Source organism: Microtetraspora glauca, assembly GCF_040656155.1.
In the GTDB taxonomy this organism is placed as follows: domain Bacteria; phylum Actinomycetota; class Actinomycetes; order Streptosporangiales; family Streptosporangiaceae; genus Microtetraspora; species Microtetraspora glauca.
In genome coordinates, this window is sequence record NZ_JBFALK010000001.1 from 622,903 (window position 1) to 644,087 (window position 21,185).

A 21,185-nucleotide genomic window follows, 5' to 3' on the forward strand; every position below is an offset into this window, starting at 1 on the left:
TCGGTCACGCCTCCTGGGGAGCGGGCTGGGATTCGGGGGTCTCGTCGGCGGGGGTCTCGTCGTCGCCCGACTTCCTGCCGAAGCCGAGCAGTACGGCGGCGACGGCGAAGGAGGCCGCGGTGGCGATGACCACGCCGGCGAGCACGCCGAACCAGCCACCCTTGGGGGTCACCGCGAGGTAGACGAAGATGCTGCCGGGCGACGGGGTCGCGACGAGCCCGGCGCCGGTGATCAGGAAGGTGAAGGCCCCGGCCGCGCCACCGGCGATCACCGCGAGGATGAGCCGCGGCTTCATCAGCACGTACGGGAAGTAGATCTCGTGGATGCCGCCGAGGAAGTGGATGATCATGGCGGCGGGGGTGGACGGCCGCAGCGAGCGCGGGCCGAAGAACAGGTAGGCGAGGAGCAGGCCGAGGCCGGGGCCCGGGTTCGACTCCAGCATGAACAGGATCGACTTGCCGTGCTTGACCGCCTCCGCGACGCCGAGCGGCCCGAGGACGCCGTGGTTGATCGCGTTGTTGAGGAACAGCACCTTGGCGGGCTCGATCAGCACCGAGGCGAGTGGCAGCAGGCTGTTGCCGATGAGCCACTCGACGGCCTCCCCCGCGGCGTCGGTGACCACCCGGACGATCGGGCCGATGCCCCACATGCCGAGCAGGGCCATACCCGCGCCCGCGATGCCGGCGGTGAAGTTGTCCACCAGCATCTCGAAACCGGCCCGGGTGCGCTGCTGGACGAAGCCGTCCACCAGCTTGATCACGAAGGCGGCCAGCGGGCCGATGATCATCGCGCCGAGGAACATCGGGATGTCCGCGCCGACGACGACGCCCATGGTGGCCACCGCGCCGACGACCGCGCCGCGCTGGCCGTGGACCATGCGTCCGCCGGTGTAGCCGATGAGCACCGGCAGCAGGGCCTTGATGATGGGGTCGACGAGCTTGGCGAAGTCCTCGTTCGGCAGCCAGCCGGTGGGGATGAAGAGCGCGGTGATCAGGCCCCAGGCGATGAACGCGCCGATGTTCGGCATGATCATGCCGGCGAGGTGGCCGCCGACGCGTTGGATGGTGGCCTTCACTCCCGTTCCGTAGACCGCGGGGGTGTATTCGGTCATGGGTGGTGCTCCTTCCGATGGGGGGTGAAGTGCTCCGCTTCAGTCCGTGGACCGCAGCGGTCGTCTTGGGTCCGGCGGGCCGACGCGCACCAGGTCGCGCCGGATGTCCCCGGGCGCGGGCATACGACTGCCGGGCATGCCGACGGCGGCCGTCCCCCAGGCCAGCGCCTCGACCAGGGCGCGCTCGCCCCTCGCCCCCGCCGCGAGGAAACCGGCCAGCATGGCGTCGCCCGCGCCGACCGTGCTCCTGGGTTCGGCCACGGGGCACTCGCCGTGCCAGATCCGGCCGTCCTGCAGGAGGACCGCCCCGTCCGGCCCGACACTGGCCAGAACCGTGCCCGCGCCCATCGCGCGCAGCTTCTCCGACGCCTCGATCACGTCGCCGAGGCAGCCGATCGTCGTCCCCGTCGCCTCGGCCAGTTCCTCCCGGTTCGGCTTGACCAGCGCGGGGCCCGCCGCCGCGGCGGCAGGCAGCGCCGGGCCGCTGGTGTCGACGGCCACGTTGATCCCCGCCTCGGCGAACCGGCGGCACAGCCCGGCGTAGACGTCGAAGGGCACCCCCGGGGGCAGGCTGCCGGACGCGACCACCCAGTCCGCCGTGTGCGCGGCCCCGAGGACCGCCTCCGCCACGGTCTCCAGTTCGACGGCGGACAGCGGGGTGCCCGGCTCGTTCACCTTCGTGCTGGTGCCGTCGGGCTCGGCCAGCGTGACGTTGGACCGGGTCGCCCCCGCGATCGGGACCGCGATCATGTCGATGCCCTCCTGCGAGAGGAGGTCCACGAGGTGGCGCCCCTCGTGGCCGCCGTACGGGACGACCGCGCAGGACCTGATCCGGTTGGCGAGCAGCGCGCGCGAGACGTTGACGCCCTTGCCGCCGGGGTCCAGCCGCGCCGTCGCCGCGCGGATGACGGCGCCCCGGTCCAGCGCCGCGATCTCGATCGTGCGGTCCAGGCTCGGGTTGAGCGTCAGCGTCAGGATCATGCGCGGACCACCTCGGGGCCCGACGCGGCGACGTCGGCGGCGACCGCCGGGTCCAGCCCGTCGTCGCTGATCACCATGTCGATCTCGGAGAGCGTGGCGAACCGGGTGAGGTAGACGCCGGAGAACTTGGTGTGGTCGGCCAGCACGACGCTGCGCTCCGCGGCGCCGATCATCGCCCGCTTGATCGCGGCCTCGGCCGGGTCGGGCGTCGTCAGCCCCTTGGCGACCGAGCAGCCGTTCGCGCCCATGAACGCCACGTCCACGTGGAGGTCGGCGAGCGGGCGCAGCGCCCAGTCGTCGACGGTGGCGAGGGTGCGGCCGCGCACCCGGCCGCCCAGCATGATCACGCTGAGGTTCGCCCGGGTCGCGAGCGACGTCGCGAGGGGCGGTGAGTTGACGATGACGGTGAGCTCGCGGTCGGCGGGAAGCGCCCGCGCCAGGCGGCCCGTCGTGGAGCCCGCGTCGATGATGATCGCGCCGTCCTCGGGCAGTTCGGCGAGCGCGGCCTTGGCGATGCGCTCCTTCTCCTCGGTCATCACCTCGTCCCTGGCGGCGAGCGCGGGTTCGAAACCCAGGCGCTCGACCGGGATGGCGCCGCCGTGCACCCGTCGCAGCACGCCGGCCCGCTCCAGGACGGTCAGGTCGCGGCGGATGGTCTCCGTGGTGACGGCGAACTCCTCCGCCAGCGTCAGCACGTCCACCCGGCCGATGGCCCGCGCGCGGCGCAGGATCTCCTGCTGCCGCTCCTCGGCGTACATGATGTTGATTCACCGCCGTTTCAATGTTGTTTCGTCTGTATTTATACCCACATATTGTGGAAGTCAATGGGTGCAACATGGCGGCGCGCCTCGCGGCGTGTCGCGGGATGACTGGCGAAAACCGGATGAACGTCGCATCCCCTCGCTAGACTTGCCGGTCATGATCACGTCCGGCGCGCCCCCCGCGCAGCCCCCGGTGCCACCTTCCGGGCCGCTTCCCGGGCCACTTTCCGGGCCGCCTCCCGCGCGGCTCTCCGGCCGGGCCAGGTCGGTACGGCTGGCCGCCACGGGCCTGTGCGTGGCGCTGCTCGTCGTCGGCACGTTCTGGGGGGACGACGACGCCTTCCCCTTCGGCCCGTTCCGGATGTACTCCACCAGCACGCCGCCCAACGGGAACATCCACGTGATGGTCCTGGAGGCGCGCCTGCCCGACGGAAACTGGCGCGAGGTCCCGTTGGAGTCCGTCGTGGTGGGCGTGAACCGCGCCGAGGTCGAGGGGCAGGTCCCGCGCTTCCAGTCCCAGCCGGCGCTGGTCGGCCGGCTCGTCGAGGCCCACGACCGGCTCCGCCCGAACGAGCCCCGCTGGACCGGCGCCCGCCTGATCATGAGGTATCTCAAGCTGCGCGACCGCAGGTTCGTCGGTACCGAGGAGAAGGTGGTGGCCGAGTGGCTGCGCTAGCCCGCTGGTTCTTCGGCCCGGTGCCCCTGACGCGGGTGGCGGTCTTCCGGATCGCCGCGTACCTGTTCATCCCGCTCGACCTGCTGGTGCTCCGCCCGCTCGGCTCGCACCACGCGTCGGCGACCGCGCTCTACAAGCCGCTCATCGTCGCCGACCTGCTGCACCTGCCGCGCCCGACCCCCGAGCTCATCGCGGTGGTCACCTGGACGCTGATCCCGCTCGCGCTCGCCGCCGCCGCCCTCGCCCCCACCGGCAGGTGGCAGCGGCTCCTCGGCGCGGCGATCTTCCTGCTCTACGTCGAGCAGCTGATCATCAGTTTCTCGTTCGGGAAGGTCGACCACGACCGCATCGCGTACGTCGTGGCCCTCGCCGTGCTGCCCACCGTGGCGGGGGCTCGGCTGCGGGAGCGCGGCTCGGCCGAGTCGGCCGGCTGGGCGCTGCGCTGCGTGCAGATCGCCGTCGTGGCGACGTACTTCCTCTCGGCCTTCGCCAAGCTGCGCTTCGGCGGCGTCGAATGGGTGAACAGCGCGACCCTCGTCCGCGCGGTGATGCGCCGCGGCACCGGGTTCGGCCGCCTGCTGCTCGACTATCCGTGGCTGCTGCACTGGTCCCAGTGGGGCATCATGCTGATGGAGCTGGGCTCACCCGTGGTCCTGTTCCTGCGCGGCCGGTGGCAGCGCGTCGCGGTCGGCGCCCTCGCCGGGTTCCACGTCGTCGTCTACGCCACCATCTCGATCATGTTCTGGCCGCACGTGCTGTGCCTGCTGCTCGCCTTCCTGCCGACGGAGCGCCTCGTCTCAGCCGCCGCGCCGGTCGGCGGGCAGGACGCACATGGGGGTGCCGCCGGGGAGGCGGTGCCTGTTGCCGGCTATCAGCCGGTAGACGCCGTGGGCCAGCCAGCGGAAGGGCGGGACGCGCAGGATGGCCCCCAGGGGTGACCAGGGCAGCCCCGCCGCGAGCAGGATCTTGGCGACGGCCTGTGCCCCGCCGTACACGCGGCCCCGGGTGTCCACCCAGAGCAGTTCGTACTCCGCGCGTTCCGGGGTCGTGCCCAGCGCCGCGAGATCGGTGAACTGCCAGGCCCTGATGTCGGCGGGCACGTCCATCCGCCGCTCGATGAAGCCCGCGGCGGTGGTGCAGAAACCGCAGTCCCCGTCATAGATGATTAACGATCTCTCCACGGTTTCCCATCATGCCTCAGCGGGACCGAGGGGTGAGGGGGCGGGCCCCTTTCCCGGTGGTTCACAGTGGAGGGAGGGCAAGCGTGCCGAGTGGACCCCGGAGGGACCATGACGACGACTGCGATCGCCGACTACGCGATGTTGTCCGACCGGCATTCGGCGGCGCTGGTGGCCAAGGACGGCACGATCGAATGGTTGTGCATGCCCCGGTTCGACAGTCCCTCGATCTTCGCCGCGATGCTGGACGACGACGCGGGATCGTGGTCGATCCGCCCGTCGGGGCCGTACACCGTCTCCAGGCGTTACATGGACGCCACGCTGGTGCTGCAGACGATGTTCGAGACCGGGACGGGCACGCTGGTCCTCACCGACGCGCTGGCGACCGGGGCGGACGCGGACCCGCACCGGCTCGGCGCGTCCGCGCCACACCTGGTGCTCCGTTCGGCCACGTGCGTACGCGGGTCCGTCGAGGTGGACGTCCGCTACCGGCCGAGACCGGAGTACGGGCTGGTCACGCCGTTGATGTCCGTGCTGGACGGGGGCATCAGGTCGCGTGGCGGGTGCGGTCAGACCATCCTGTCCAGCCCGGTGGACCTCGTGATCACGAGGGAGGAGGCCACGGCGACGGTCACCCTCGCGGCCGGTGAGGTGCTGCGGTTCGCCCTGCGCTGGGCCGCGCTGGACGAGCCGGAGCCCCAGGTGTGCGGCACGGAGGAGATCGCCGCCGCGCTGGAGGCGACCCTGACCTCGTGGCGGTCCTGGTCGAAGGCGCACCAGCGATACGAGGGGCACTACCTCGGCCTGGTACGCCACTCCGGGCGGATCCTGCAGGGCCTGAGCTACCAGCCCACCGGCGCGATCGTCGCGGCGGCCACCACGTCGTTGCCGGAGGAGCCGGGCGGGAAGCGCAACTGGGACTACCGGTACGCCTGGATCCGGGACGCGAGCTTCACCATGGACGCGCTGTGGGTCGCCGCCTGCCCCGACGAGGCGAGCGAGTTCTTCTCGTTCATGACGACGGCGGCCGCGGCGTACGAGCCCGGCCGGACCCTCCAGATCATGTTCGGCATCGGCGGCGAGCGCGATCTCACCGAGCGGGAGCTTCCGCACCTGCGCGGCTGGCGGAACAGCTGGCCGGTGCGCACGGGCAACGCCGCGTGGCGCCAGCCCCAGATCGACGTCTACGGCGCGCTGCTCGGCGCGGCGTACCGGCTGGCTGACCAGCTTTCCTGGGCCGATTCGGACGAGCGCGGCTTCCTGGTCGCGCTGGCCGACGCCGCCGCCCACCAGTGGAGCCGCCCCGATCACGGCATCTGGGAGATCCGCGGCGATCCCCGCCACTACGTGTACTCCAAGGTCATGTGCTGGGTGGCGGTGGATCGGGCGATCGCGCTCGCGGACCGGCTAGACGCGGCAGGTCACCTGCCGCGCTGGTGCCGGGCGAGGGACGAGATCCGCCGGGTCGTTCTCGCCGACGGGTGGAGCGAGGAGGCGGGCGCCTTCACCCAGGCGTTCCATTCGCCGGACCTGGACGCGTCCGTGCTGATGATGCCGATCGTCGGGTTCCTGCCCGCGGACGACCCCCGGATGCTGGCGACCATCGACGCGGTCGCCAAGCGGCTCACCGGAGAGAACGGCCTCGTCTACCGCTATCGCAACGAGGACGGCCTGGAGGGCGGCGAGGGCACGTTCGTGCTCTGCACGTTCTGGCTGGCCCAGGCGCTCGCGCTGGCCGGACGCGTCGCGCAGGCGCGCGAGGTGTTCGAGACCGCGATCTCCTACGTCAACGACGTCGGCCTGCTGGCCGAGGAGATCGAGCCGGGCACCGGCGAGCAGCTCGGCAACTTCCCGCAGGCGTTCAGCCACATCGGCCTCATCAACGCCGCCTGGGCCATCGACGGAGCGTTGGCCGAGGAGCAGATCCTGTGCTGAGGAGCGGTCCTCCTTCGCCGTCCGGGGGGTCAGGCGAGGCACCGCAGGGCCATCGCGATCTCCGCGTCCAGCGGATGGTCCGCGGGCAGCCGCCCGACCGTCGCCTCGACGAACTCGGCGTACGGCAGGCGCGCGGTGGCCCCGTCGGCCCGCACCTCGACGTGACCGTCCGACGGCTCGGCCCGTACGGCCGCGCCCTGCTCGCCGAGTGTGAAGAGGCCGAACCGGACCCGCCACAGAGTGCGCGCCCCGGCCTCCTCCGCGGAGACCGGGGCGCCCACGTCGTCGCCGTGCGTGGCGTACTCGGAGTCGTAGTGGAAGGTCTGCAGGTCCACGGGGTACGGCCCGGCGGAGGTGGTGAGCGTCGCGTCGCGGCCGAGTGCCCGCATCCGGGCGCGCGTCTCGGCGTTCTGGCCGCGCCACTCCTCGAGCACGTCGCCGACCGGCCGGTCACGGCGCTGCCGGACGCACCAGTCGTTGAAGCCGTTGTAGCCCCCGCCGACGCCTTCCCGTTCCAGCATGGCGAAGAGCCCATCGAGGTTCCCGTCCAGGCAGGCGTGGTTGTACAGCTCCTCCCCGGCGAGGTGGCCGAGGACGTCTCGAACGGACCAGCCCGCGCACCGGGACGGCCTGCGCCAGCCCTCGTCGTCGAGCGAAGAGAAGAAGCGGTCCAGCCGAGCCGCCTCGGCGTCGAAGATGTCGAAAGGATCGAGATCTTTCAGGAGTTCGGAATCGGTCATGTGAATCGACTACCCGAGGGCACCGGGCGGATATCACCGAGGCGCGCCCCCGTCGCCCGCGTTCCCGGCGGAAGGTCGTGTACGACCGGTGGGTTTTCCGGGCGGGGCCGGCTGGGAGCGCGCCCTCGGTGATCGAATCCGTCAGCGGGCGTGGGTGTTGCCGACGAACCGCGGCGTGTGACGCTTCGCGGCCGTCATGCCGGTCGACATGTTCGCGAGACCCAGCAGCAGGATGATCGCGCCGACCACCACGTTGCTGACGATGACTCGGGTGATGTTGTTCGGGCCGCTGATCACCCACGGAGCGATGATCGTCCACACCCCGATGACGGGGGCGACCCAGGCGAGGCCGTAGGTCCTGCCATACGCGGAGCTGTAGCCCAGCGCCAGCAGAGCGACCAGGATGCCGGTGATCAGGTTGTTGACCGTGATCCCGCTGAGACCCTGGAATCCGCAGATCCACGGCGAGATCGCCAGGTATATGCCGGCGACCAGCGTGAGCCCGTCCGTCAGCTGGGCCGTGGGATTCGCGGCTGCTGCCTCGTATCGGGCACGCATCTGCATGATGTCAGGATGCTGCCCGATGTCCGTGCTGTGCGACATGTTGCGCACCCCCTCCGGGGATGAGACGAACACCTACCATTCTAAGTCCGCTACTTCCCCTGAATTCCGATTTATGCATTTAAGTCCGAGTGGACTTCCCGAGGGTTTCGGAGGCGGGGTCACGATGCCGCGGGGGCCGGCGCCGGATCCGCCGCCAGATCCCACCGTGGTCCTCACCCGGGGGCCGATCTCCTGCGTCGACATCGCTCGGCTGACGGGTCTGTCGTCGGCGGCCGTCACCAAGACGGCCCGGCCGTTCATCGAGGCGGGCTACCTGGAGGAGTCGCCGGGCGTGGACCGCGTCGTCACGGGCGCGGGACGCCCCGCGAGCCCGCTGGCGGCCGGACTTCTCGCGGACGCCACCGGCCTCGCGGTCACGCTGGAGAACGACGTCAAGGCGCTGACCGTCGCCGGGCACTGGTTCGGCGAGGGCGTGGTCGCCTCCACGTTCGCACTTGTCACGATGGGCTCGGGCATCGGCTGCGGCCTCGTCCTGGACGGTCGCCTGGTCACCGGGGCGTACGGCGTGGCGGGGTTCGCGTCCACCGAGGCGATCGTCGCCGCCTGTGGCGCGGCGACGGGGCGCGACCTGACGGCGGACGAGGCGGTCACGCTTGCGCGCGCCGGCGACGTTCACCTAGTTTCAGGCGACGCCGAGGCGGTCCGCCCCTGCCTCCGAGTGTCCGGCGTGCGGCCGGAGACCGGGACCGGCGAGGCGACCTGCGTGAATATCCACTCGTCCTGATGGGGTACGAGATTTCAGGCGATTTTCGAGGTGATTGACCCGAAACAATCTTGAGGCTATCAATTCACATACATGAGGAATGTGCCGTATCTTTACTGTGGGAGCGCTCCCACGGTTAAGGAGGCGCATGTGGTTCTTCCCTTCGTGATGGCGCCGCTGAATGCGGCGTCGATGCGCACGGCAGAGTGCCTGCTGCCCGCGGCGGGCCCCAGCGTGGGCGACGCCCGGGCGCTGGTCCGGCGCGAGCTCCGCTCCTGGGGAGCGGACCCGCTGATCGACGACTGCGCGCTCATCGTCAGCGAACTGGTCACCAACGTCGTACGGCACGGCGGCAGTGCCTTCACGCTCCGCCTCGCCGGACACGGCACCCTGGTCTACGGCGAGATCTTCGATCCCGGCGAGGGCGTTCCCCGGCCCCGGGTCTCCGGGCCGGACGCGACCGACGGGCGGGGGTTGTTCATCGTCGGGCAACTCGCCGACGACTGGGGCGTCACGCCGGGCCGCTACGGCAAGACCGTCTGGTTCGTCATCGGAGCCGCCCTCCAGGACCGACGCCAGGCCCGGCCGTTCCAGAGCCATCCCCGGCCGGCCCGGCCCCGGGCCGCCACCGCACCGGCGGAGGTCAGGGTCGCCGTGGGGTGACCTCGGACCGCTCCCGGGCCGCGTGCCGGGCCAGCGCCTCCGCCGCGATCTCCGCCGGCGTCCGGTGCGAGGTGTCCGCGGTCAGGTCGGACACCTCCAGAAAGTAGGCCAGCCGCCGCCCGCGCTGCTCGGCCAGCATCTCCACCAGGTCCGGCAGGAAACGCGGCCGGTGCGTCCCCGAACGCATCCGCTCCGCCAGCACCTCGGGCGGGCCGTCCAGGAACACCACGAAGGCCGCCGCCAGCGCCTTCCTCGACTCCGCGTCCTCGACGGTGCTCGCCGCCGCCGCGATCACCGGAAGACGGTCGTCCGCGAGAGCCTCCCGCAGCAGCGCCGCCTCACGGGCGTGCAGCTCCGGCGCGCCGAACTCCGCCGCCAGCTCGGCCGCTGTCCTGCCGTACCGCTCGCGGAGGTCCTCGTCGCTGTCGCGCACCGGCCGGCCGAGCGCCTCGGACAGCAGCCGGGCCACCGTGCTCTTGCCGGCTCCCATGAGACCCATCACGACGATCGGTATGTCGGTCACGTGAACCTTCCTTCCGCGCGCGGCGATGTTTGAGATCCGTCGGGGGGTTAGGAGTCGACGGTGAGGAGCGACATGCCGCGACCGTCACCGGCACCGATCTCATCATGATCGCCGCCGGAGACGGACGCCAGGGGCACGTCCCCGGAAAGGAAAGGAGAGCCGCACGCATGCCAGGTCGCGAGGAACTGCCGTCCACCCTGGAGCGCTCGCCCAAGGGCGCGCAGGAAACGTGGATCAAGGCCCACGACTCCGCCGTCGAGACATACGGCGAGGGCCAGCGGGCCCACCGGACCGCGTACTCCGCGCTCAAGCACTCCTACGAGAAGGTGGGCGACCACTGGGAGAAGAAGGCGAAGCGGGGGCCGTCCGACGCGCAGGCGAGGAAGAGCACGCCCAAGCCGGGAAAGACCGCCGAGGGAGTGGACACGACCGCGTCCAAGCATCACCTCTACGAGACAGCCGCCCGCCTCGACGTCAGGGGCAGGTCGAAGATGTCGAAGGGCGAGCTGGTCGACGCGATCGAGAAGGCCAACCGCCGCGCGACCGCGCGAGCACGGGAACGCTGATCGGCCATCCCGGCACCGGCCATCCCGGCGGACACCGGCCGGACGCGAGAGCCCGGGCGGGGCGCCCCGCCCGGGCTCTCGCCACCCGGCGGAGGACGCCCGGCGGAGGACACCCGGCGGTGGACACCCGGAGGCGTCAGCCTCGCGATTTCGGCCCGAGACCGAGCCGCCGCTGGCGGCGTATCGCGAGGTAGATGTCGAAGATCACGATGATCGCGACGAATCCGGCCGCGGCGAGCACCCACCAGACCCGGGTCAACGCGCCGGTGAGGGCGACACCGAAACACAGCACCAGGATGAACGCGCCGATCAGGATGTGGATGACGTCCCGCGGTGTCGCGGGCACGCGGGGAATCCCCTTGGGGGACTCCTGCTCCGGCGTCACGCGGGGTTCCTTGGGAAAGCTACTGGGTTCCTCGGACATGCGGCCCACCTACCCTCTGATCCGGTTCACTATCGCCGTCGTCGACCGGTCCTGGACGTAGCCGAGCACCCGGACCTCGCCGCCCAGTTCCCTGACCAGCTCCGCCTCCGGCAGCAGGTCGGGGTGGTAGTCGCCGCCCTTGACGTAGACGTCCGGGCGGACCAGCCGCAGCAGCTCCTCGGGCGTGTCGTCGTCGAAGACCGTGATGTAGTCCACGCAGCCGAGCGCGGCCAGCACGGCCACCCGGTCCTCACTCGTGTTGATCGGGCGGCCCGGCCCCTTGAGCCGGGCCACGCTGTCGTCCCCGTTGACGGCCACCACCAGCACGTCACCGAGCCGCGCCGCCTCGTCCAGGCAGGCCACGTGCCCCCGGTGCAGCACGTCGAAGCAGCCGTTGGTGAAGACGACGCGGCGGCCGCGGGCCCGCTCCTCGGCGATCAGCCCGGCCAGCCGGGCCGCGGGCTGGGCGCCGCCGTGCCGTACGGCACGGAGCAGGTCGTCCCTGCCGCAGACCGCCGTGCCCGGCCGGCGCACCACGACGCCCGCCGCCGCCTGGGCCAGGTCCGCGGCGGCCTCCTCGCCCGCCCCCGCGGACAGGGCGAGGGCGAACGCCGCGGTGAACGTGTCACCCGCGCCGGTGCTCATATGGTCGGGCGCGCGCGTCGCGTGGGTCCGGTACGGCTCCCGCCCCCTCCGGTGCAGCAGCGCCCCCTCGCCGTCGAGCGTGGTGACGACCCGCTCGGCCCCCGTCTCGTCCAGCAGCCGCTGCGAGCAGGCATGGAGGAAGGGGACACGATCCGTTTCGTGACCGCTCTCGCGCAGCAGCCGCAGCACCTCGCCGAAGTTGGGCATGACGGCGGCGGGACGGCACTCCCGCCAGGCGCCGACGTCGTGGGCGTCGACCACGAGCGTGATCCGCGGATCGTGCAGCGCCCGCCGTACGGCCTCGGTGCACACTCCGGCGTCGTAGTCGCAGACGATGACCACGTCGGCGGCGGGCCCGAGCTCGCCGATCCACTCGACCAGCTCGCGTTCGGCCCCCTCGGGGATCGGTGACCTGTCCTCCTCGTCGTAGCGCGCGACGATCTGGCTTCCGGTCACGACGCGCCGTTTGACCGCTGTCCGCCGGTTCCTGCAGATCACCAGGCCGTCGATGCCGTGGCTCATCAGGGACGCGTTGAGCGTGGCTCCGGCCGGGTCCGCGCCGGTCACGCCCAGCATGTGGACGCGGGCGCCGAGCGCCGCCAGGTTCACGGCGGTGTTGGCGGCACCGCCCGGCTGGTTCTCGACCTCCTCCAGGGTGACGACGGGAACCGGGGCCTCCTGAGCCATCCGTTCGGTGCGTCCCCGCAGCCAGGAGTCGAGCATGACGTCCCCGACGACCACGGCCGTCAGATCACCGAATCGGGCGACGATGTCTTCGGTCATGAGAAGCGGCTACCCGCCGGAGCCGAGTGAAAACTGTGCGAAATCGGGATAAAGCGCGCGAAATGGATTGGGTTTGGGCGGATTTCGCCCGGGTAGCCGCGTCCAGGTGTCCCAGCCTGTGCCGGAAGCAGACGCGCCCGACGTCGAGATCCCATGACGAACCTCCTCGTCGACGGGGTCGACCAGATCGCGGTGCTCCGGGCCAATGCCCTGGGCGACTTCCTGCTCGCCCTGCCCGCACTGGAGGCGCTGAAGCGGGCCTATCCCGCCGCGAGGCTGACCCTGCTCGGACGCGAGTGGCACGCGCGGTTCCTCCGCGGCCGTCCCGGACCCGTGGACGACGTCGTCGCGCTGCCCCCCATCTCCGGGGTCTCGGCGCCGCCCGGAACCGGGCCCACGCCGGATCGCCTGTACGACGAGCTGAACGGGCGGTTCGACCTCGCGCTGCAGATGCACGGGGGAGGCCGCGACTCCAACCCGTTCCTCCGGCGGCTCGGCGCCCGCCTCACGGCCGGACTGCGCACACCGGACGCCGAGCCGCTCGACCGGTGGGTGCCGTACATCCCCTACCAGCACGAGACGCTGCGCTATCTGGAGGTGGCCCGGCTGGTCGGCGCCGACGGCCACGCCCTGGAACCCCGGGTGGCGGTCACCCGGACGGACTGGGCCGAACTGAGCCGGGTGGCCGGCTCGCTGCCGCGCGGTGTGATCGCCGTCCATCCGGGGGCGAACGACGAACGCCGGCGGTGGCCGCCCGAGAGGTTCGCCACCGTCGCCGACCGGCTCGGCCGTCCCGTCGTCGTGACCGGTACGGAACCGGAACGCGACCTGGTCGAACGGGTCGTGCGGGCGATGCGGCGGCCGGCCACGCCGATGATCGGCGAGCTGTCGATCGGCGGGCTCGCCGCCCTCTACGCGGCCTGCGACCTGCTGGTCTCCAATGACACCGGGCCGCGCCACCTGGCCGCCGCCACCGGTACGCCCACCGTCGGGATCTTCTGGTGCCGCAACCTGGTCACCACCGGGCCGCTCTCCCGCAGCCACCACCGGCCGCTGATCTCGTGGACCGTCGCCTGCCCGATCTGCGGCACCGGTGTGATCGGCCCGTACGGCGAGACGTGCGCGCACCGCGCGTCGTGGGTGGGCGACGTCACCGTCGACGAGGTGCTCGACCAGGCCGTGGACCTGCTGGGGTGGTGTTGAGATGGGGGACTAAACCCAAGTTTCACCACAGATCGGATGGGCAGGCGCTGGAGAGTCCTATCGGAGGGGGAATCCATGGACGCGCCGCACTATGTCGCGGCCCGCGTACAGCGGGCGCTGGCGGAGGACGAGCGGACCGTCGAACTGGGAATCCGGGTCGACGTGCGGGGGAGCCAGATCTTCCTCCGCGGCCGGGTCAGCGCTCCGGAGCGGCGCCTCCTGATCGAGGACGTCGCCCGTGAGGCCGCGCCGGGTCTCTCGGTGCATAACGAGATCACGCTGGTGGAGGTCCGTGAACCCGGAGAGGAGGAACATCTGTGACGCAGACGCGAATCGCGGCCGTGGCGGACATCCACATGGGGGAGGACCTGCGCGGGCACTTCCGGCCGAAGCTCCACGGCATCGAACACCGTGCCGACGTCCTGCTGGTGGGCGGCGACTTGACGAGGCACGGCACCGTGGCCGAGGGGCGGGTGGTCGCCGACGAGCTCCGCGATCTGCCGATCCCCGTGATCGCGGTGCTCGGCAACCACGACTACCACTCGGACGCGGAGCAGGCGATCACCTCGATCATGCGCGACGCGGGGGTGACCGTACTCGACGACGAGGCGACCGTGATGTCCCTGAACGGCGCCACGCTCGGCGTGGTCGGCGGCAAGGGCTTCGGCGGGGGCTTCGCCGGGAAGTGCGCGAGCGAGTTCGGCGAGCCGGAGACCAAGGCGTTCGTCCGGCACACCAGGCAGATCGCCGACCGCTGGCGGCAGGCGCTCCACGGCCTGGACACCGATCACCGGATCGTGCTGAGTCACTACTCGCCGGTCAAGGACACCCTCATGGGGGAGCCCACGGAGATCTATCCGTTCCTCGGCAGTTATCTGCTCGCCGAGGCGGCCGACGAGGAGGGCGCCGACCTGATCGTGCACGGTCACGCGCATCTCGGGACGGAGAAGGGGCTCACTCCCGGCGGGATCCAGGTGCGGAACGTCGCCGTTCCCGTCATCGGCAGCGCGTACACGGTGTACTGCATGAACGGCGCCTGACCCGCGTTCTCCCGTGGTCCGCCCGCCGTCCGCGGATTTCCAGCGGGCACGGGGCGGCGGCCGGAGTCCACCGGCCGCCGTCGTCCCGCGCTCGATCAGCCGCTCGATCGGCTATGGATGGAAGATGCTGACGCCGCCGGGGCCCACAAGGAACCCGATGACGATGAGGACGATCCCCCAGAGGATGTCCCGCCGGGCGAGGATCACGTAGATTCCCGAAATAACCAGTACAACGGCGATGAGCCAGAGCAGAGTAGCCATGAAACTCCACTGCCCGAGCAATTCGCTGGTTAACTCCCGGTCTTCGCCGAATTTGTGCCCCGATTAGCGCGGGGCGGCGTTTGACCAGCCCCGTTCGGGCAGGTGGCGGCTATGACCATGTTCGGATATTTCCTCTCAAGTGAGGAACACGACCCGAAAGAACTCGTACGGCAGGCGAAGCTCGCCGAACAGGCCGGATTCGAAGGACTGTGGATCTCCGACCATTACCACCCCTGGCTGGACGTGCAGGGGCAGAGTTCCTTCGTCTGGTCGGTCATCGGCGCGCTTTCCGAGGTCACGTCGCTCCCGGTGACGACCGCCGTGACGTGCCCGATCATCCGCATCCATCCGGCGATCATCGCCCAGGCCGCCGCGACCGCCCAGGTCATGCTCGACGGCAGGTTCCGGTTCGGAGTCGGTACGGGCGAGGCGCTCAACGAGCACATCCTCGGGGACCAGTGGCCGCCCGCCTCGGAACGGCGGCGGATGCTGGAGGAGGCGATCGAGATCATCCGGAGGCTGTGGAGCGGCGGACTGGTGAGCTTCCACGGCGAGTTCTACGAGGTGGACACCGCGCGCCTCTACACGCTGCCGGAGCGTCCGCCGCCGATCTACATCTCCGGGCTGGGGCCGAAGTCCGCCGAGCTCGCCGGCCGGATCGGCGACGGCTACATCTCCACGGCGCCCACCCCGGACCTGATCGAGGCGTTCCATCGGGCCGGCGGCCAGGGCAAGCCGACGGCGGCCGGGATCAAGGTGTGCTGGTCGCGGGACGAGACCCGGGCCCGCCGCAACGTCCACCGGCTGTGGCCCACGAACGGCATCCCCGGCGAGGCGTCCCAGTTGTTGCCGTTGCCCCGCCACTTCGAGCAGCTTTCCCAGCTCGTGACGGAGGAGTCGGTCGCGGACCGGATCGCCTGCGGTCCCTCACCCGAGGCGCACATCGCGGCGATCCGCCAGTACGTCGAGGCGGGGTACGACGAGATCTACATCCAGCAGGTCGGGCCCGAGCAGGACGGGTTCTTCTCCTTCTACGCCGAGGAGGTCCTGCCCCGCTGCCGGACCGCGCAGGCCGTACGGTGACGGGGGATCCGCCGCGCGGCGGGATCCGTCAGCCGGACGTGTCCTCGCCGGCCTCCTTCACCATGCGGCTGTAGGCGAGCTGGAGCCAGTCGGAGACCGTGACGGCCGTCATCGTCGCCCCCGCGAGGCGGGTCAGGCGCGGCGCGAAGACCATTCCCGCCGCGTACGCGCTGGCCACCCACTGCGAGAGGCAGAACGGGCAGCTCACCAGCTCGCCGACGGCGTGCCGCAGCCCGGTTCCCCTGACCTCCTCCTCCAGCTCGGACGGGCCGGAGACCCCGACATACTTTGTAAAGGGCGCGCGGAGGGGGCTCAGGACGGTGTCCTTGGCGAGTGTCCGCGACATGCGATGGGTGAACAGGCCCATCAACGCCAGGTCCAGCGGGCCGATCCTCTCGGGCGCCCGGCGGCCGGTCAGCTTCGCCACGACCGTCAGCGCGCCCACGGCACCGCCGTACACCGCGAGGATCCGGCCATACGACGCCAGCGGACGATCTGCCCCGCCTTCGTACTCCTGTGCGGTTTCTTTAAGCGTTTCGGTCATTGAGGGCGTCTACCCGGGATTGTTTGTACCGAACTCTCAGGGGCAGACGAGGTGGGTGGGCAGTCATACTCACGCCGTCACGGACGCCATTCTCGATACCCTCAAGCGCGCCGGCGCGGGCCTGCGCGACGCCGGGGTGCGCTTCGCGCTGGCCGGCGGCTGTGCCGGATACGCCAGGGGAGCGGCTCCCTCGCTGCACGACGTCGACTTCGCGCTCGTCGAGGAGGACGTCGTGCTGGCGCTCAAGACCCTGGAGGACATCGGGTTCCGCACCGTCAAGCCGCCGGAGGACTGGCTGGTCAAGGCATACGACGAGAGTGGTGTGCTGGTCGATCTGATCTTCTCGCTGGCCAACAGGCCGGTCACCGAGGAGATGATCGCCCGAGCCGATCTGATCAACGTCGCGGCGCTCAACCTGAAGGTCCTGGAGGCGACCGACCTGGTGATCTCCTGGATCATGCCGATGTCGGAGCACAGCTGCGACTACGGAGCGATGCTGCCCATGGTCCGGGCCATGCGCGAGCAGGTCGACTGGAACCGGGTGGCCGCCGTGGTGGCGCCGTCGCCGTACGCGTCGACGTTCGTGACGTTGCTCGAGCGGCTGGACGTCATCCGCCCGGTGACGCCCCCGCTGACCGGAGACTCCTGGCCGTAGTCCAGGATTTCACGGCACCTTGGTAAGGAGACGAGGGCCGCGCCTTCGGTGGCACGGCCCTCGTCTCGCGTCTTCACCTGGGGATCAGGTGGGGGTGGGGATCATGGCGCGTAGGGGAAGCGCCCGTAGTAGTCGCCGATCCTGTCGCGGTACGCCGACTCCTTGAACGCCGACTCGTCGAACTCGGGGGCGTTCTTGATCTCCTGCTTGGTCCTGCTGACGAAGACCTTCTTCTCCTGCGGGTCGATCAGCGTGACCACGCCGGCCGGCAGCAGGACCTTCTTGCCGAAGATCCACGGGCCGGTGTCGACGACGACATAACTCTCGCCGACCTCGTAGGTGGCGTCGTCCACGGATCCGATCCTTCCGTCCGTGGCCTCCACGTCGTAACCCCCGACGTCGAGGTCCTGTCCGGTGCCGTCCAGGCTGTCCCGGTACGACCAGAGATCCGGTGTCATATGTTCGTCTCCCTTCGTTGCAGGCCCACCTACCCGAGGAGACGGCCCGAAACGTTCATGTCCGAGTTCGCCGGATCACGGCAGCCGGTACGGCCCGGCCGAGGTGCACGAAGTACCTCAAACCTTCGCTAGGCTTATGGAGTCGGGCGCCGCTAGCTCAGTTGGTTAGAGCAGCTGACTCTTAATCAGCGGGTCCGGGGTTCGAGTCCCTGGCGGCGCACCAGAAAGAAGCCCAGGTCGGCACATCCGACCTGGGCTTTCTTCATTTGGTGACGAACCTGATGGCGTCGATGATCAGTGGCCCGATGAGGTTGTCGAGCAGTACGGCATACCTCCGCCGGGCGCCTCGCCCGTTGAGGCCCCGGCAGGCCGCTGGGAGGGTGCCGGGGCGCCGGACCTCCTGGGCGCTGTCACGTCCGGGGAATCGCCACTCCCTTGATCCGGCTCGCCGGCAGTACGGCCGCCAGCACCCCAAGCGCGAAGCAGAGGGCGATCACCCCGGTGACCGGCTGCCAGGGCACGTCGATGTCGGCGAACCCACCCAGTCGCACCAGCGCGGCAGATAGCCCGAGCAGCCCGAGCGCGGTGGCGACGGCGGCCAGGACCACACCCACAGCCACCACCAGCAGCGCCTCGGCCATGACGTATCGCAGGATCTGGGGCGTGGTGGCGCCGAGCAGGCGCAGGGCGCCGCGTTCGGGCGCCCTGTCGGAGGCCGCCATCAGCAGCGTGTTGACCAGCGCGATCACGGTATAGCTGAGCATGATGCCGAGCACGGCCAGCAGGCCGAGGCGGCTGGCGGACGCGCTACGGTCGGTGGCGCCGGCAGCCCAGGCGTCCCTGGTCACCGCGCGCGCGTTGTGCCCCTCAGCGGCCCGTTCCAACGCCTTCTGGACCTCGGTGACGGAGGCGCCGGGGCGCAGCTTCACGTACGCGGCCGAGGGCAGGGCGGAGAAGGCGTGCGCCTGGGTGACGTAGGAGTCCGCGGCGGACTCGGCGGCGAGGAGCGCGACGACCTTGAAGGTGGCCTGGCTGCCGTCGGCCCGCCAGAGCTTCACTCGCTGTCCAAGGTCGAGCTCCCATGTGGTGGAGACCGCGATTGTGTCGTCGCGCAGCTGCGTGAGCGTTCCCGCGGTCACGGGCACCGAAAGGGCGGTCGTGAGCGTGGCCGGGTTCACGGCCTCGGCGGGCCGTTCGATGAGTTGGGTGCCCGCGCCTTCGAGCGTGTAGAGGTTGGTCGAGGTCGTGGTGGTGACGTCGGCGGCGGGGATGGAGCGCAGGCGTTCCACGAGTTGTCGGTCCAGCCCTGCGGTGCCGGTGGGCAGCACCAGGTAGTCGGCGCGTACGGGTGTGGTCTGCATCGCGGACTTGGTGGCGTCGGTCATCGCGGTGGCGCCGAGCAGGGTCGCGGCCAGGGCCACGGTGACCAGGACCGGCGCCGCCGTGGCGGCGGTACGCCTGGTTGAGGCGATGGCTCCGGCGGAAACCACGAGGCCGCCCGCGCCGCGCAGCCGTCCGAGCGGGGCGGCGAGCAGCTTCGTGACCGGCCGGACGAAGACGGGGGCGAGCAGCCCGACGCCGGCGATGAGCAGCATGACGATGGGCATGAACGTCTTGTTGTTGGTGGCGCCGACCGGGTCGGTGGCGGCGTTGACCGCCATGCTGATGACCGCGGTGGCGAGCAGGCCGCCTCCGGCGAGCGAGCGCCCGATCGTCATGGCCTTCGGCTCCAGTGCCGCCTCGCGCAGCGCCTCCGCCGGCCGCACCCGGCCCGCCCGCCGGGCGGCGACGACCACGCCGAGTACGGCCACCAGCACGCCCGTGCCGAAAGCCACGTAGGAGGGCGCCGAGGACGTGGAGGGCACCAGCCAGGTGGGCGCCATCCCGAGCGCGCCCAGCCGGCCCAGGATCGGCCGGGTGGCCAGCGGGCCGATCAGCGCGCCGAGCGCGGAGGCGATGATCGCGACCATGAGTGCCTCGCCGTACACCATGCGCCTGACCTGGCCTGCGGTCGCGCCGATGGTACGGAGCAGGGCGAACGCGCGCTGTCGCTGCCCGACCGCGAAGGCGAACGTGGAGGAGACCACGAAGATGGCGATGAACGCCGCGAACGCGGCGGCGATGCCGGCGATCGTGTTGGCGTTGTTGCGTGCCTGCTCATCGGCCTCGCGGGACGGGTCGAGCAGCGCCCGGTCCTGGCCGGTCAGCACCTTGACCTTGCTCGAGACCGCAGGGGTTCGTCCGGCGGTCTCGGACGCGGTGGCCGTGCCCAGGGCGGCGCGGACCTCGCCGGTAGGGCGCCACAGGGCCAGCGCGTCGATCCGCGGCGACAGTTCGGCGGCCCGCGGGTCGGTGAAGAACACGCTGTGCTGTGGCACCGCCGAGGCAAGCCCCACCACCCGGTACGTCTGGGCTCCCGTCGCGGTCACCACCTGGACGCGCTGGCCGACCTGGGCACCGCCGGTGACCACGATCTCGTCGTCGGCAGCGGGCGCCCTTCCCGAGGACAACCGCTGCGGCGCCGTACGGGCGGCGGACCAGGGTCGGCCGACGGCCGGCGGGCCGCCGGCGAGCTGCGCGGGGAAGACCCGGTCCACCACGGCCCCGGGCAGGCGGTCGGCCAGCTCGGGCGCGATTCCCTGCGGCTCGGCCAGCGGAGCGCTGCTCTCCCCCAGCCGGTTCTTCACGCTGAGGCGCTCGTCGGGCGCGACCACGACGGGCGCGGCAGCGTACCGCTGCGGAGCCTGGCCGGGTGAGGAGATGCTGGAGGCCAGCACCTGACCGAGCGCGGCCATCAGGGCCGCGCCGAGCGCCAGGGCGACGAAGGTGCCGGCGAAAGACAGCGATCGGGTGCGCAGCGTGGACCAGGCGATCCTCAGCACGACGCCTCCAACTGCAACATCCGGGTGGCGACCAGCTCGGCGCTGGGGTCGTGCAGTTCCCCGTACACCCGGCCGTCGGCCAGGAAGACCACGCGGTCGGCGTAGGCGGCTGCCACCGGGTCGTGGGTGACCATGATGATCGTCTGCGCCTGCCTGTCGACCAGGTCGCGCATCAGGCGCAGCACGTCACGGCTGGTGTTCGCGTCCAGGGCGCCGGTGGGCTCGTCGGCGAACAGCACGGCCGGCCGGGTGACCAGGGCGCGGGCGATGGCGACGCGCTGTTGCTGGCCACCGGACATTTCAGCGGGCCGGTGATTCATGCGCTCGGCCAGGCCCACCGCCGCCAGCCCTCGGCGCACCGCCTGGGGGTCGGGCCGGCGGCCGGCCAGGCGCAGCGGCAGGGCGACGTTGTGAGCGGCCGTGAGCGACGGCAGCAGGTTGAAGGACTGGAACACGAACCCGATCCGGTCGCGCCGCAGCAGCGTCAACTTCCTGTCGCTGAGCGTCGCCAGATCCCGGCCGTCCACGAGCACCTGCCCCGAGCTCGGCCGATCGAGCCCGGCGGCGCACTGCAGCATCGTCGACTTGCCCGATCCTGATGGCCCCATCACGGCGGTGAACGTGCCGGCGCCGAAGCCGATCGACACGTCATCGAGCGCCGTGACGCCGTGAACGTAGTGTTTGGTGACCGAGATCAGGTCAACCACTGGTGTGGGGGTCATGGCAGACGACGCTATGGAGGTCGG

The 21,185-nt window shown here is 71.0% G+C and carries 24 protein-coding genes and 1 tRNA gene; 11 read left to right on the top strand and 14 right to left on the bottom strand.

The features are described from left to right. Positions 1 to 4: 4 nt before the first annotated feature. The 3 genes from mtlA to AB0I59_RS02920 are packed head-to-tail and all read right to left on the bottom strand — an operon-like array spanning position 5 to position 2,850. The gene (mtlA, locus tag AB0I59_RS02910) at positions 5 to 1,111 is read right to left on the bottom strand and encodes a mannitol-specific PTS transporter subunit IIC (protein WP_061253573.1); all 1,107 of its coding nucleotides are present in this window, start codon (positions 1,109 to 1,111) and stop codon (positions 5 to 7) included. Positions 1,112 to 1,150: 39 nt separating this feature from the next. Next, positions 1,151 to 2,092 (bottom strand): 1-phosphofructokinase, encoded by a 942-nt coding sequence (gene pfkB, locus AB0I59_RS02915; protein WP_061253574.1) that lies wholly within the window; start codon positions 2,090 to 2,092, stop codon positions 1,151 to 1,153. Next, on the bottom strand, positions 2,089 to 2,850 hold the full coding sequence (locus AB0I59_RS02920) for a DeoR/GlpR family DNA-binding transcription regulator (protein WP_061253575.1): 762 nt from the start codon (positions 2,848 to 2,850) through the stop codon (positions 2,089 to 2,091). The genes pfkB and AB0I59_RS02920 overlap by 4 nt, the downstream gene beginning before the upstream one ends. Before the next feature lie 160 nt (positions 2,851 to 3,010). On the opposite strand from AB0I59_RS02920, the gene AB0I59_RS02925 reads away from it, so the two are divergent. Beyond that, positions 3,011 to 3,529 carry a hypothetical protein gene (locus AB0I59_RS02925; RefSeq protein WP_061253576.1) on the top strand — a complete coding sequence of 173 codons (519 nt, stop codon included), beginning with the start codon at positions 3,011 to 3,013 and terminating at the stop codon, positions 3,527 to 3,529. Between the two features lie 797 nt (positions 3,530 to 4,326). Here AB0I59_RS02925 and AB0I59_RS02930 read toward each other — a convergent pair. Further along, on the bottom strand, positions 4,327 to 4,710 hold the full coding sequence (locus tag AB0I59_RS02930) for a thiol-disulfide oxidoreductase DCC family protein (RefSeq protein ID WP_082776583.1): 384 nt from the start codon (positions 4,708 to 4,710) through the stop codon (positions 4,327 to 4,329). Between the two features lie 108 nt (positions 4,711 to 4,818). On the opposite strand from AB0I59_RS02930, the gene AB0I59_RS02935 reads away from it, so the two are divergent. Then, positions 4,819 to 6,642: a glycoside hydrolase family 15 protein gene (locus AB0I59_RS02935; RefSeq protein WP_061253578.1), complete on the top strand. Its 1,824-nt coding sequence runs from the start codon at positions 4,819 to 4,821 to the stop codon at positions 6,640 to 6,642. A gap of 29 nt (positions 6,643 to 6,671) precedes the next feature. On the opposite strand, the gene AB0I59_RS02940 is transcribed toward AB0I59_RS02935, so the two are convergent. Together AB0I59_RS02940 and AB0I59_RS02945 are read right to left on the bottom strand one after the other, a co-directional pair. Further along, on the bottom strand, positions 6,672 to 7,382 hold the full coding sequence (locus tag AB0I59_RS02940; RefSeq protein ID WP_061253579.1) for a maleylpyruvate isomerase family mycothiol-dependent enzyme: 711 nt from the start codon (positions 7,380 to 7,382) through the stop codon (positions 6,672 to 6,674). Between the two features lie 141 nt (positions 7,383 to 7,523). After that, complete coding sequence (locus AB0I59_RS02945; RefSeq protein ID WP_061253736.1) at positions 7,524 to 7,985, bottom strand: SPW repeat protein; 462 nt, start codon at positions 7,983 to 7,985, stop codon at positions 7,524 to 7,526. A 124-nt stretch (positions 7,986 to 8,109) separates the two neighbouring features. Between AB0I59_RS02945 and AB0I59_RS02950 the strand changes: the two genes are divergently transcribed. Both AB0I59_RS02950 and AB0I59_RS02955 read left to right on the top strand, forming a co-directional pair. Next, positions 8,110 to 8,730, top strand: a complete 621-nt coding sequence (locus AB0I59_RS02950; RefSeq protein WP_358129402.1) for an ROK family protein — start codon at positions 8,110 to 8,112, stop codon at positions 8,728 to 8,730. A gap of 129 nt (positions 8,731 to 8,859) precedes the next feature. Continuing rightward, a complete protein-coding gene (locus AB0I59_RS02955; protein WP_061253581.1) occupies positions 8,860 to 9,372 on the top strand; it encodes an ATP-binding protein in 513 nt (170 codons plus the stop codon). Here the strand turns inward: AB0I59_RS02955 and AB0I59_RS02960 are convergent. Next, positions 9,353 to 9,895, bottom strand: a complete 543-nt coding sequence (locus AB0I59_RS02960; protein WP_358129404.1) for a shikimate kinase — start codon at positions 9,893 to 9,895, stop codon at positions 9,353 to 9,355. The genes AB0I59_RS02955 and AB0I59_RS02960 overlap by 20 nt on opposite strands. 167 nt (positions 9,896 to 10,062) lie before the next feature. Here AB0I59_RS02960 and AB0I59_RS02965 point away from each other — a divergent pair, with 167 nt between their 5' ends. Further along, positions 10,063 to 10,461 (top strand): ChaB family protein, encoded by a 399-nt coding sequence (locus tag AB0I59_RS02965; RefSeq protein WP_061253583.1) that lies wholly within the window; start codon positions 10,063 to 10,065, stop codon positions 10,459 to 10,461. A gap of 136 nt (positions 10,462 to 10,597) precedes the next feature. On the opposite strand, the gene AB0I59_RS02970 is transcribed toward AB0I59_RS02965, so the two are convergent. Together AB0I59_RS02970 and rfaE2 are read right to left on the bottom strand one after the other, a co-directional pair. Then, a complete protein-coding gene (locus AB0I59_RS02970; RefSeq protein ID WP_358129407.1) occupies positions 10,598 to 10,885 on the bottom strand; it encodes a hypothetical protein in 288 nt (95 codons plus the stop codon). A 9-nt stretch (positions 10,886 to 10,894) separates the two neighbouring features. After that, complete coding sequence (gene rfaE2, locus AB0I59_RS02975) at positions 10,895 to 12,313, bottom strand: D-glycero-beta-D-manno-heptose 1-phosphate adenylyltransferase (protein ID WP_358129409.1); 1,419 nt, start codon at positions 12,311 to 12,313, stop codon at positions 10,895 to 10,897. A 153-nt stretch (positions 12,314 to 12,466) separates the two neighbouring features. Between rfaE2 and AB0I59_RS02980 the strand changes: the two genes are divergently transcribed. The 3 genes from AB0I59_RS02980 to AB0I59_RS02990 all read left to right on the top strand — a co-directional run bounded on the left by AB0I59_RS02980 (position 12,467) and on the right by AB0I59_RS02990 (position 14,556). Continuing rightward, positions 12,467 to 13,516, top strand: a complete 1,050-nt coding sequence (locus AB0I59_RS02980; RefSeq protein WP_358129411.1) for a glycosyltransferase family 9 protein — start codon at positions 12,467 to 12,469, stop codon at positions 13,514 to 13,516. Positions 13,517 to 13,591: 75 nt separating this feature from the next. Further along, positions 13,592 to 13,837, top strand: coding sequence for a BON domain-containing protein (locus AB0I59_RS02985; protein ID WP_061253587.1), 246 nt, complete (start codon positions 13,592 to 13,594; stop codon positions 13,835 to 13,837). Then, positions 13,834 to 14,556 (top strand): metallophosphoesterase family protein, encoded by a 723-nt coding sequence (locus AB0I59_RS02990; protein WP_082776585.1) that lies wholly within the window; start codon positions 13,834 to 13,836, stop codon positions 14,554 to 14,556. Before AB0I59_RS02985 ends, AB0I59_RS02990 begins: the two co-directional genes overlap by 4 nt. A gap of 111 nt (positions 14,557 to 14,667) precedes the next feature. Here AB0I59_RS02990 and AB0I59_RS02995 read toward each other — a convergent pair whose 3' ends face one another. Next, positions 14,668 to 14,817 (bottom strand): GPGG-motif small membrane protein, encoded by a 150-nt coding sequence (locus AB0I59_RS02995; RefSeq protein ID WP_228637425.1) that lies wholly within the window; start codon positions 14,815 to 14,817, stop codon positions 14,668 to 14,670. Positions 14,818 to 14,928: 111 nt separating this feature from the next. Here AB0I59_RS02995 and AB0I59_RS03000 point away from each other — a divergent pair, with 111 nt between their 5' ends. Further along, a complete protein-coding gene (locus tag AB0I59_RS03000; protein ID WP_358129416.1) occupies positions 14,929 to 15,900 on the top strand; it encodes a TIGR03557 family F420-dependent LLM class oxidoreductase in 972 nt (323 codons plus the stop codon). 28 nt (positions 15,901 to 15,928) lie between these two features. Here the strand turns inward: AB0I59_RS03000 and AB0I59_RS03005 are convergent, their stop codons facing one another. Next, positions 15,929 to 16,444 (bottom strand): DUF1360 domain-containing protein, encoded by a 516-nt coding sequence (locus AB0I59_RS03005; RefSeq protein WP_358129419.1) that lies wholly within the window; start codon positions 16,442 to 16,444, stop codon positions 15,929 to 15,931. Between the two features lie 55 nt (positions 16,445 to 16,499). Here AB0I59_RS03005 and AB0I59_RS03010 point away from each other — a divergent pair, with 55 nt between their 5' ends. Next, positions 16,500 to 17,099 carry a nucleotidyltransferase gene (locus tag AB0I59_RS03010; RefSeq protein ID WP_061253590.1) on the top strand — a complete coding sequence of 200 codons (600 nt, stop codon included), beginning with the start codon at positions 16,500 to 16,502 and terminating at the stop codon, positions 17,097 to 17,099. A 101-nt stretch (positions 17,100 to 17,200) separates the two neighbouring features. Here the strand turns inward: AB0I59_RS03010 and AB0I59_RS03015 are convergent, their stop codons facing one another. Further along, positions 17,201 to 17,557, bottom strand: a complete 357-nt coding sequence (locus AB0I59_RS03015) for a PRC-barrel domain containing protein (protein WP_358129421.1) — start codon at positions 17,555 to 17,557, stop codon at positions 17,201 to 17,203. 146 nt (positions 17,558 to 17,703) lie between these two features. Between AB0I59_RS03015 and AB0I59_RS03020 the strand changes: the two genes are divergently transcribed. Then, a tRNA-Lys gene (locus AB0I59_RS03020) sits at positions 17,704 to 17,780 on the top strand. A 187-nt stretch (positions 17,781 to 17,967) separates the two neighbouring features. Here the strand turns inward: AB0I59_RS03020 and AB0I59_RS03025 are convergent. Together AB0I59_RS03025 and AB0I59_RS03030 are read right to left on the bottom strand one after the other, a co-directional pair. Then, the gene (locus AB0I59_RS03025; protein WP_358129424.1) at positions 17,968 to 20,439 is read right to left on the bottom strand and encodes an FtsX-like permease family protein; all 2,472 of its coding nucleotides are present in this window, start codon (positions 20,437 to 20,439) and stop codon (positions 17,968 to 17,970) included. Then, the gene (locus tag AB0I59_RS03030; protein ID WP_061253594.1) at positions 20,433 to 21,161 is read right to left on the bottom strand and encodes an ABC transporter ATP-binding protein; all 729 of its coding nucleotides are present in this window, start codon (positions 21,159 to 21,161) and stop codon (positions 20,433 to 20,435) included. Before AB0I59_RS03030 ends, AB0I59_RS03025 begins: the two co-directional genes overlap by 7 nt. Positions 21,162 to 21,185: the final 24 nt, after the last annotated feature.

Bases quoted from the DNA above. Each gene is read 5' to 3' on its own strand.
- AB0I59_RS03000 (WP_358129416.1), top strand. From the start codon at position 14,929: ATGACCATGTTCGGATATTTCCTCTCAAGTGAGGAACACGACCCGAAA.
- rfaE2 (WP_358129409.1), bottom strand. From the start codon at position 12,313: ATGACCGAAGACATCGTCGCCCGATTCGGTGATCTGACGGCCGTGGTC.
- mtlA (WP_061253573.1), bottom strand. From the start codon at position 1,111: ATGACCGAATACACCCCCGCGGTCTACGGAACGGGAGTGAAGGCCACC.
- AB0I59_RS03015 (WP_358129421.1), bottom strand. From the start codon at position 17,557: ATGACACCGGATCTCTGGTCGTACCGGGACAGCCTGGACGGCACCGGA.
- AB0I59_RS02985 (WP_061253587.1), top strand. From the start codon at position 13,592: ATGGACGCGCCGCACTATGTCGCGGCCCGCGTACAGCGGGCGCTGGCG.
- pfkB (WP_061253574.1), bottom strand. From the start codon at position 2,092: ATGATCCTGACGCTGACGCTCAACCCGAGCCTGGACCGCACGATCGAG.
- AB0I59_RS03005 (WP_358129419.1), bottom strand. From the start codon at position 16,444: ATGACCGAAACGCTTAAAGAAACCGCACAGGAGTACGAAGGCGGGGCA.
- AB0I59_RS02945 (WP_061253736.1), bottom strand. From the start codon at position 7,985: ATGTCGCACAGCACGGACATCGGGCAGCATCCTGACATCATGCAGATG.
- AB0I59_RS02970 (WP_358129407.1), bottom strand. From the start codon at position 10,885: ATGTCCGAGGAACCCAGTAGCTTTCCCAAGGAACCCCGCGTGACGCCG.
- AB0I59_RS02980 (WP_358129411.1), top strand. From the start codon at position 12,467: ATGACGAACCTCCTCGTCGACGGGGTCGACCAGATCGCGGTGCTCCGG.
- AB0I59_RS02950 (WP_358129402.1), top strand. From the start codon at position 8,110: ATGCCGCGGGGGCCGGCGCCGGATCCGCCGCCAGATCCCACCGTGGTC.
- AB0I59_RS03030 (WP_061253594.1), bottom strand. From the start codon at position 21,161: ATGACCCCCACACCAGTGGTTGACCTGATCTCGGTCACCAAACACTAC.
- AB0I59_RS02935 (WP_061253578.1), top strand. From the start codon at position 4,819: ATGACGACGACTGCGATCGCCGACTACGCGATGTTGTCCGACCGGCAT.
- AB0I59_RS02940 (WP_061253579.1), bottom strand. From the start codon at position 7,382: ATGACCGATTCCGAACTCCTGAAAGATCTCGATCCTTTCGACATCTTC.
- AB0I59_RS02965 (WP_061253583.1), top strand. From the start codon at position 10,063: ATGCCAGGTCGCGAGGAACTGCCGTCCACCCTGGAGCGCTCGCCCAAG.
- AB0I59_RS02920 (WP_061253575.1), bottom strand. From the start codon at position 2,850: ATGTACGCCGAGGAGCGGCAGCAGGAGATCCTGCGCCGCGCGCGGGCC.
- AB0I59_RS02925 (WP_061253576.1), top strand. From the start codon at position 3,011: ATGATCACGTCCGGCGCGCCCCCCGCGCAGCCCCCGGTGCCACCTTCC.
- AB0I59_RS02995 (WP_228637425.1), bottom strand. From the start codon at position 14,817: ATGGCTACTCTGCTCTGGCTCATCGCCGTTGTACTGGTTATTTCGGGA.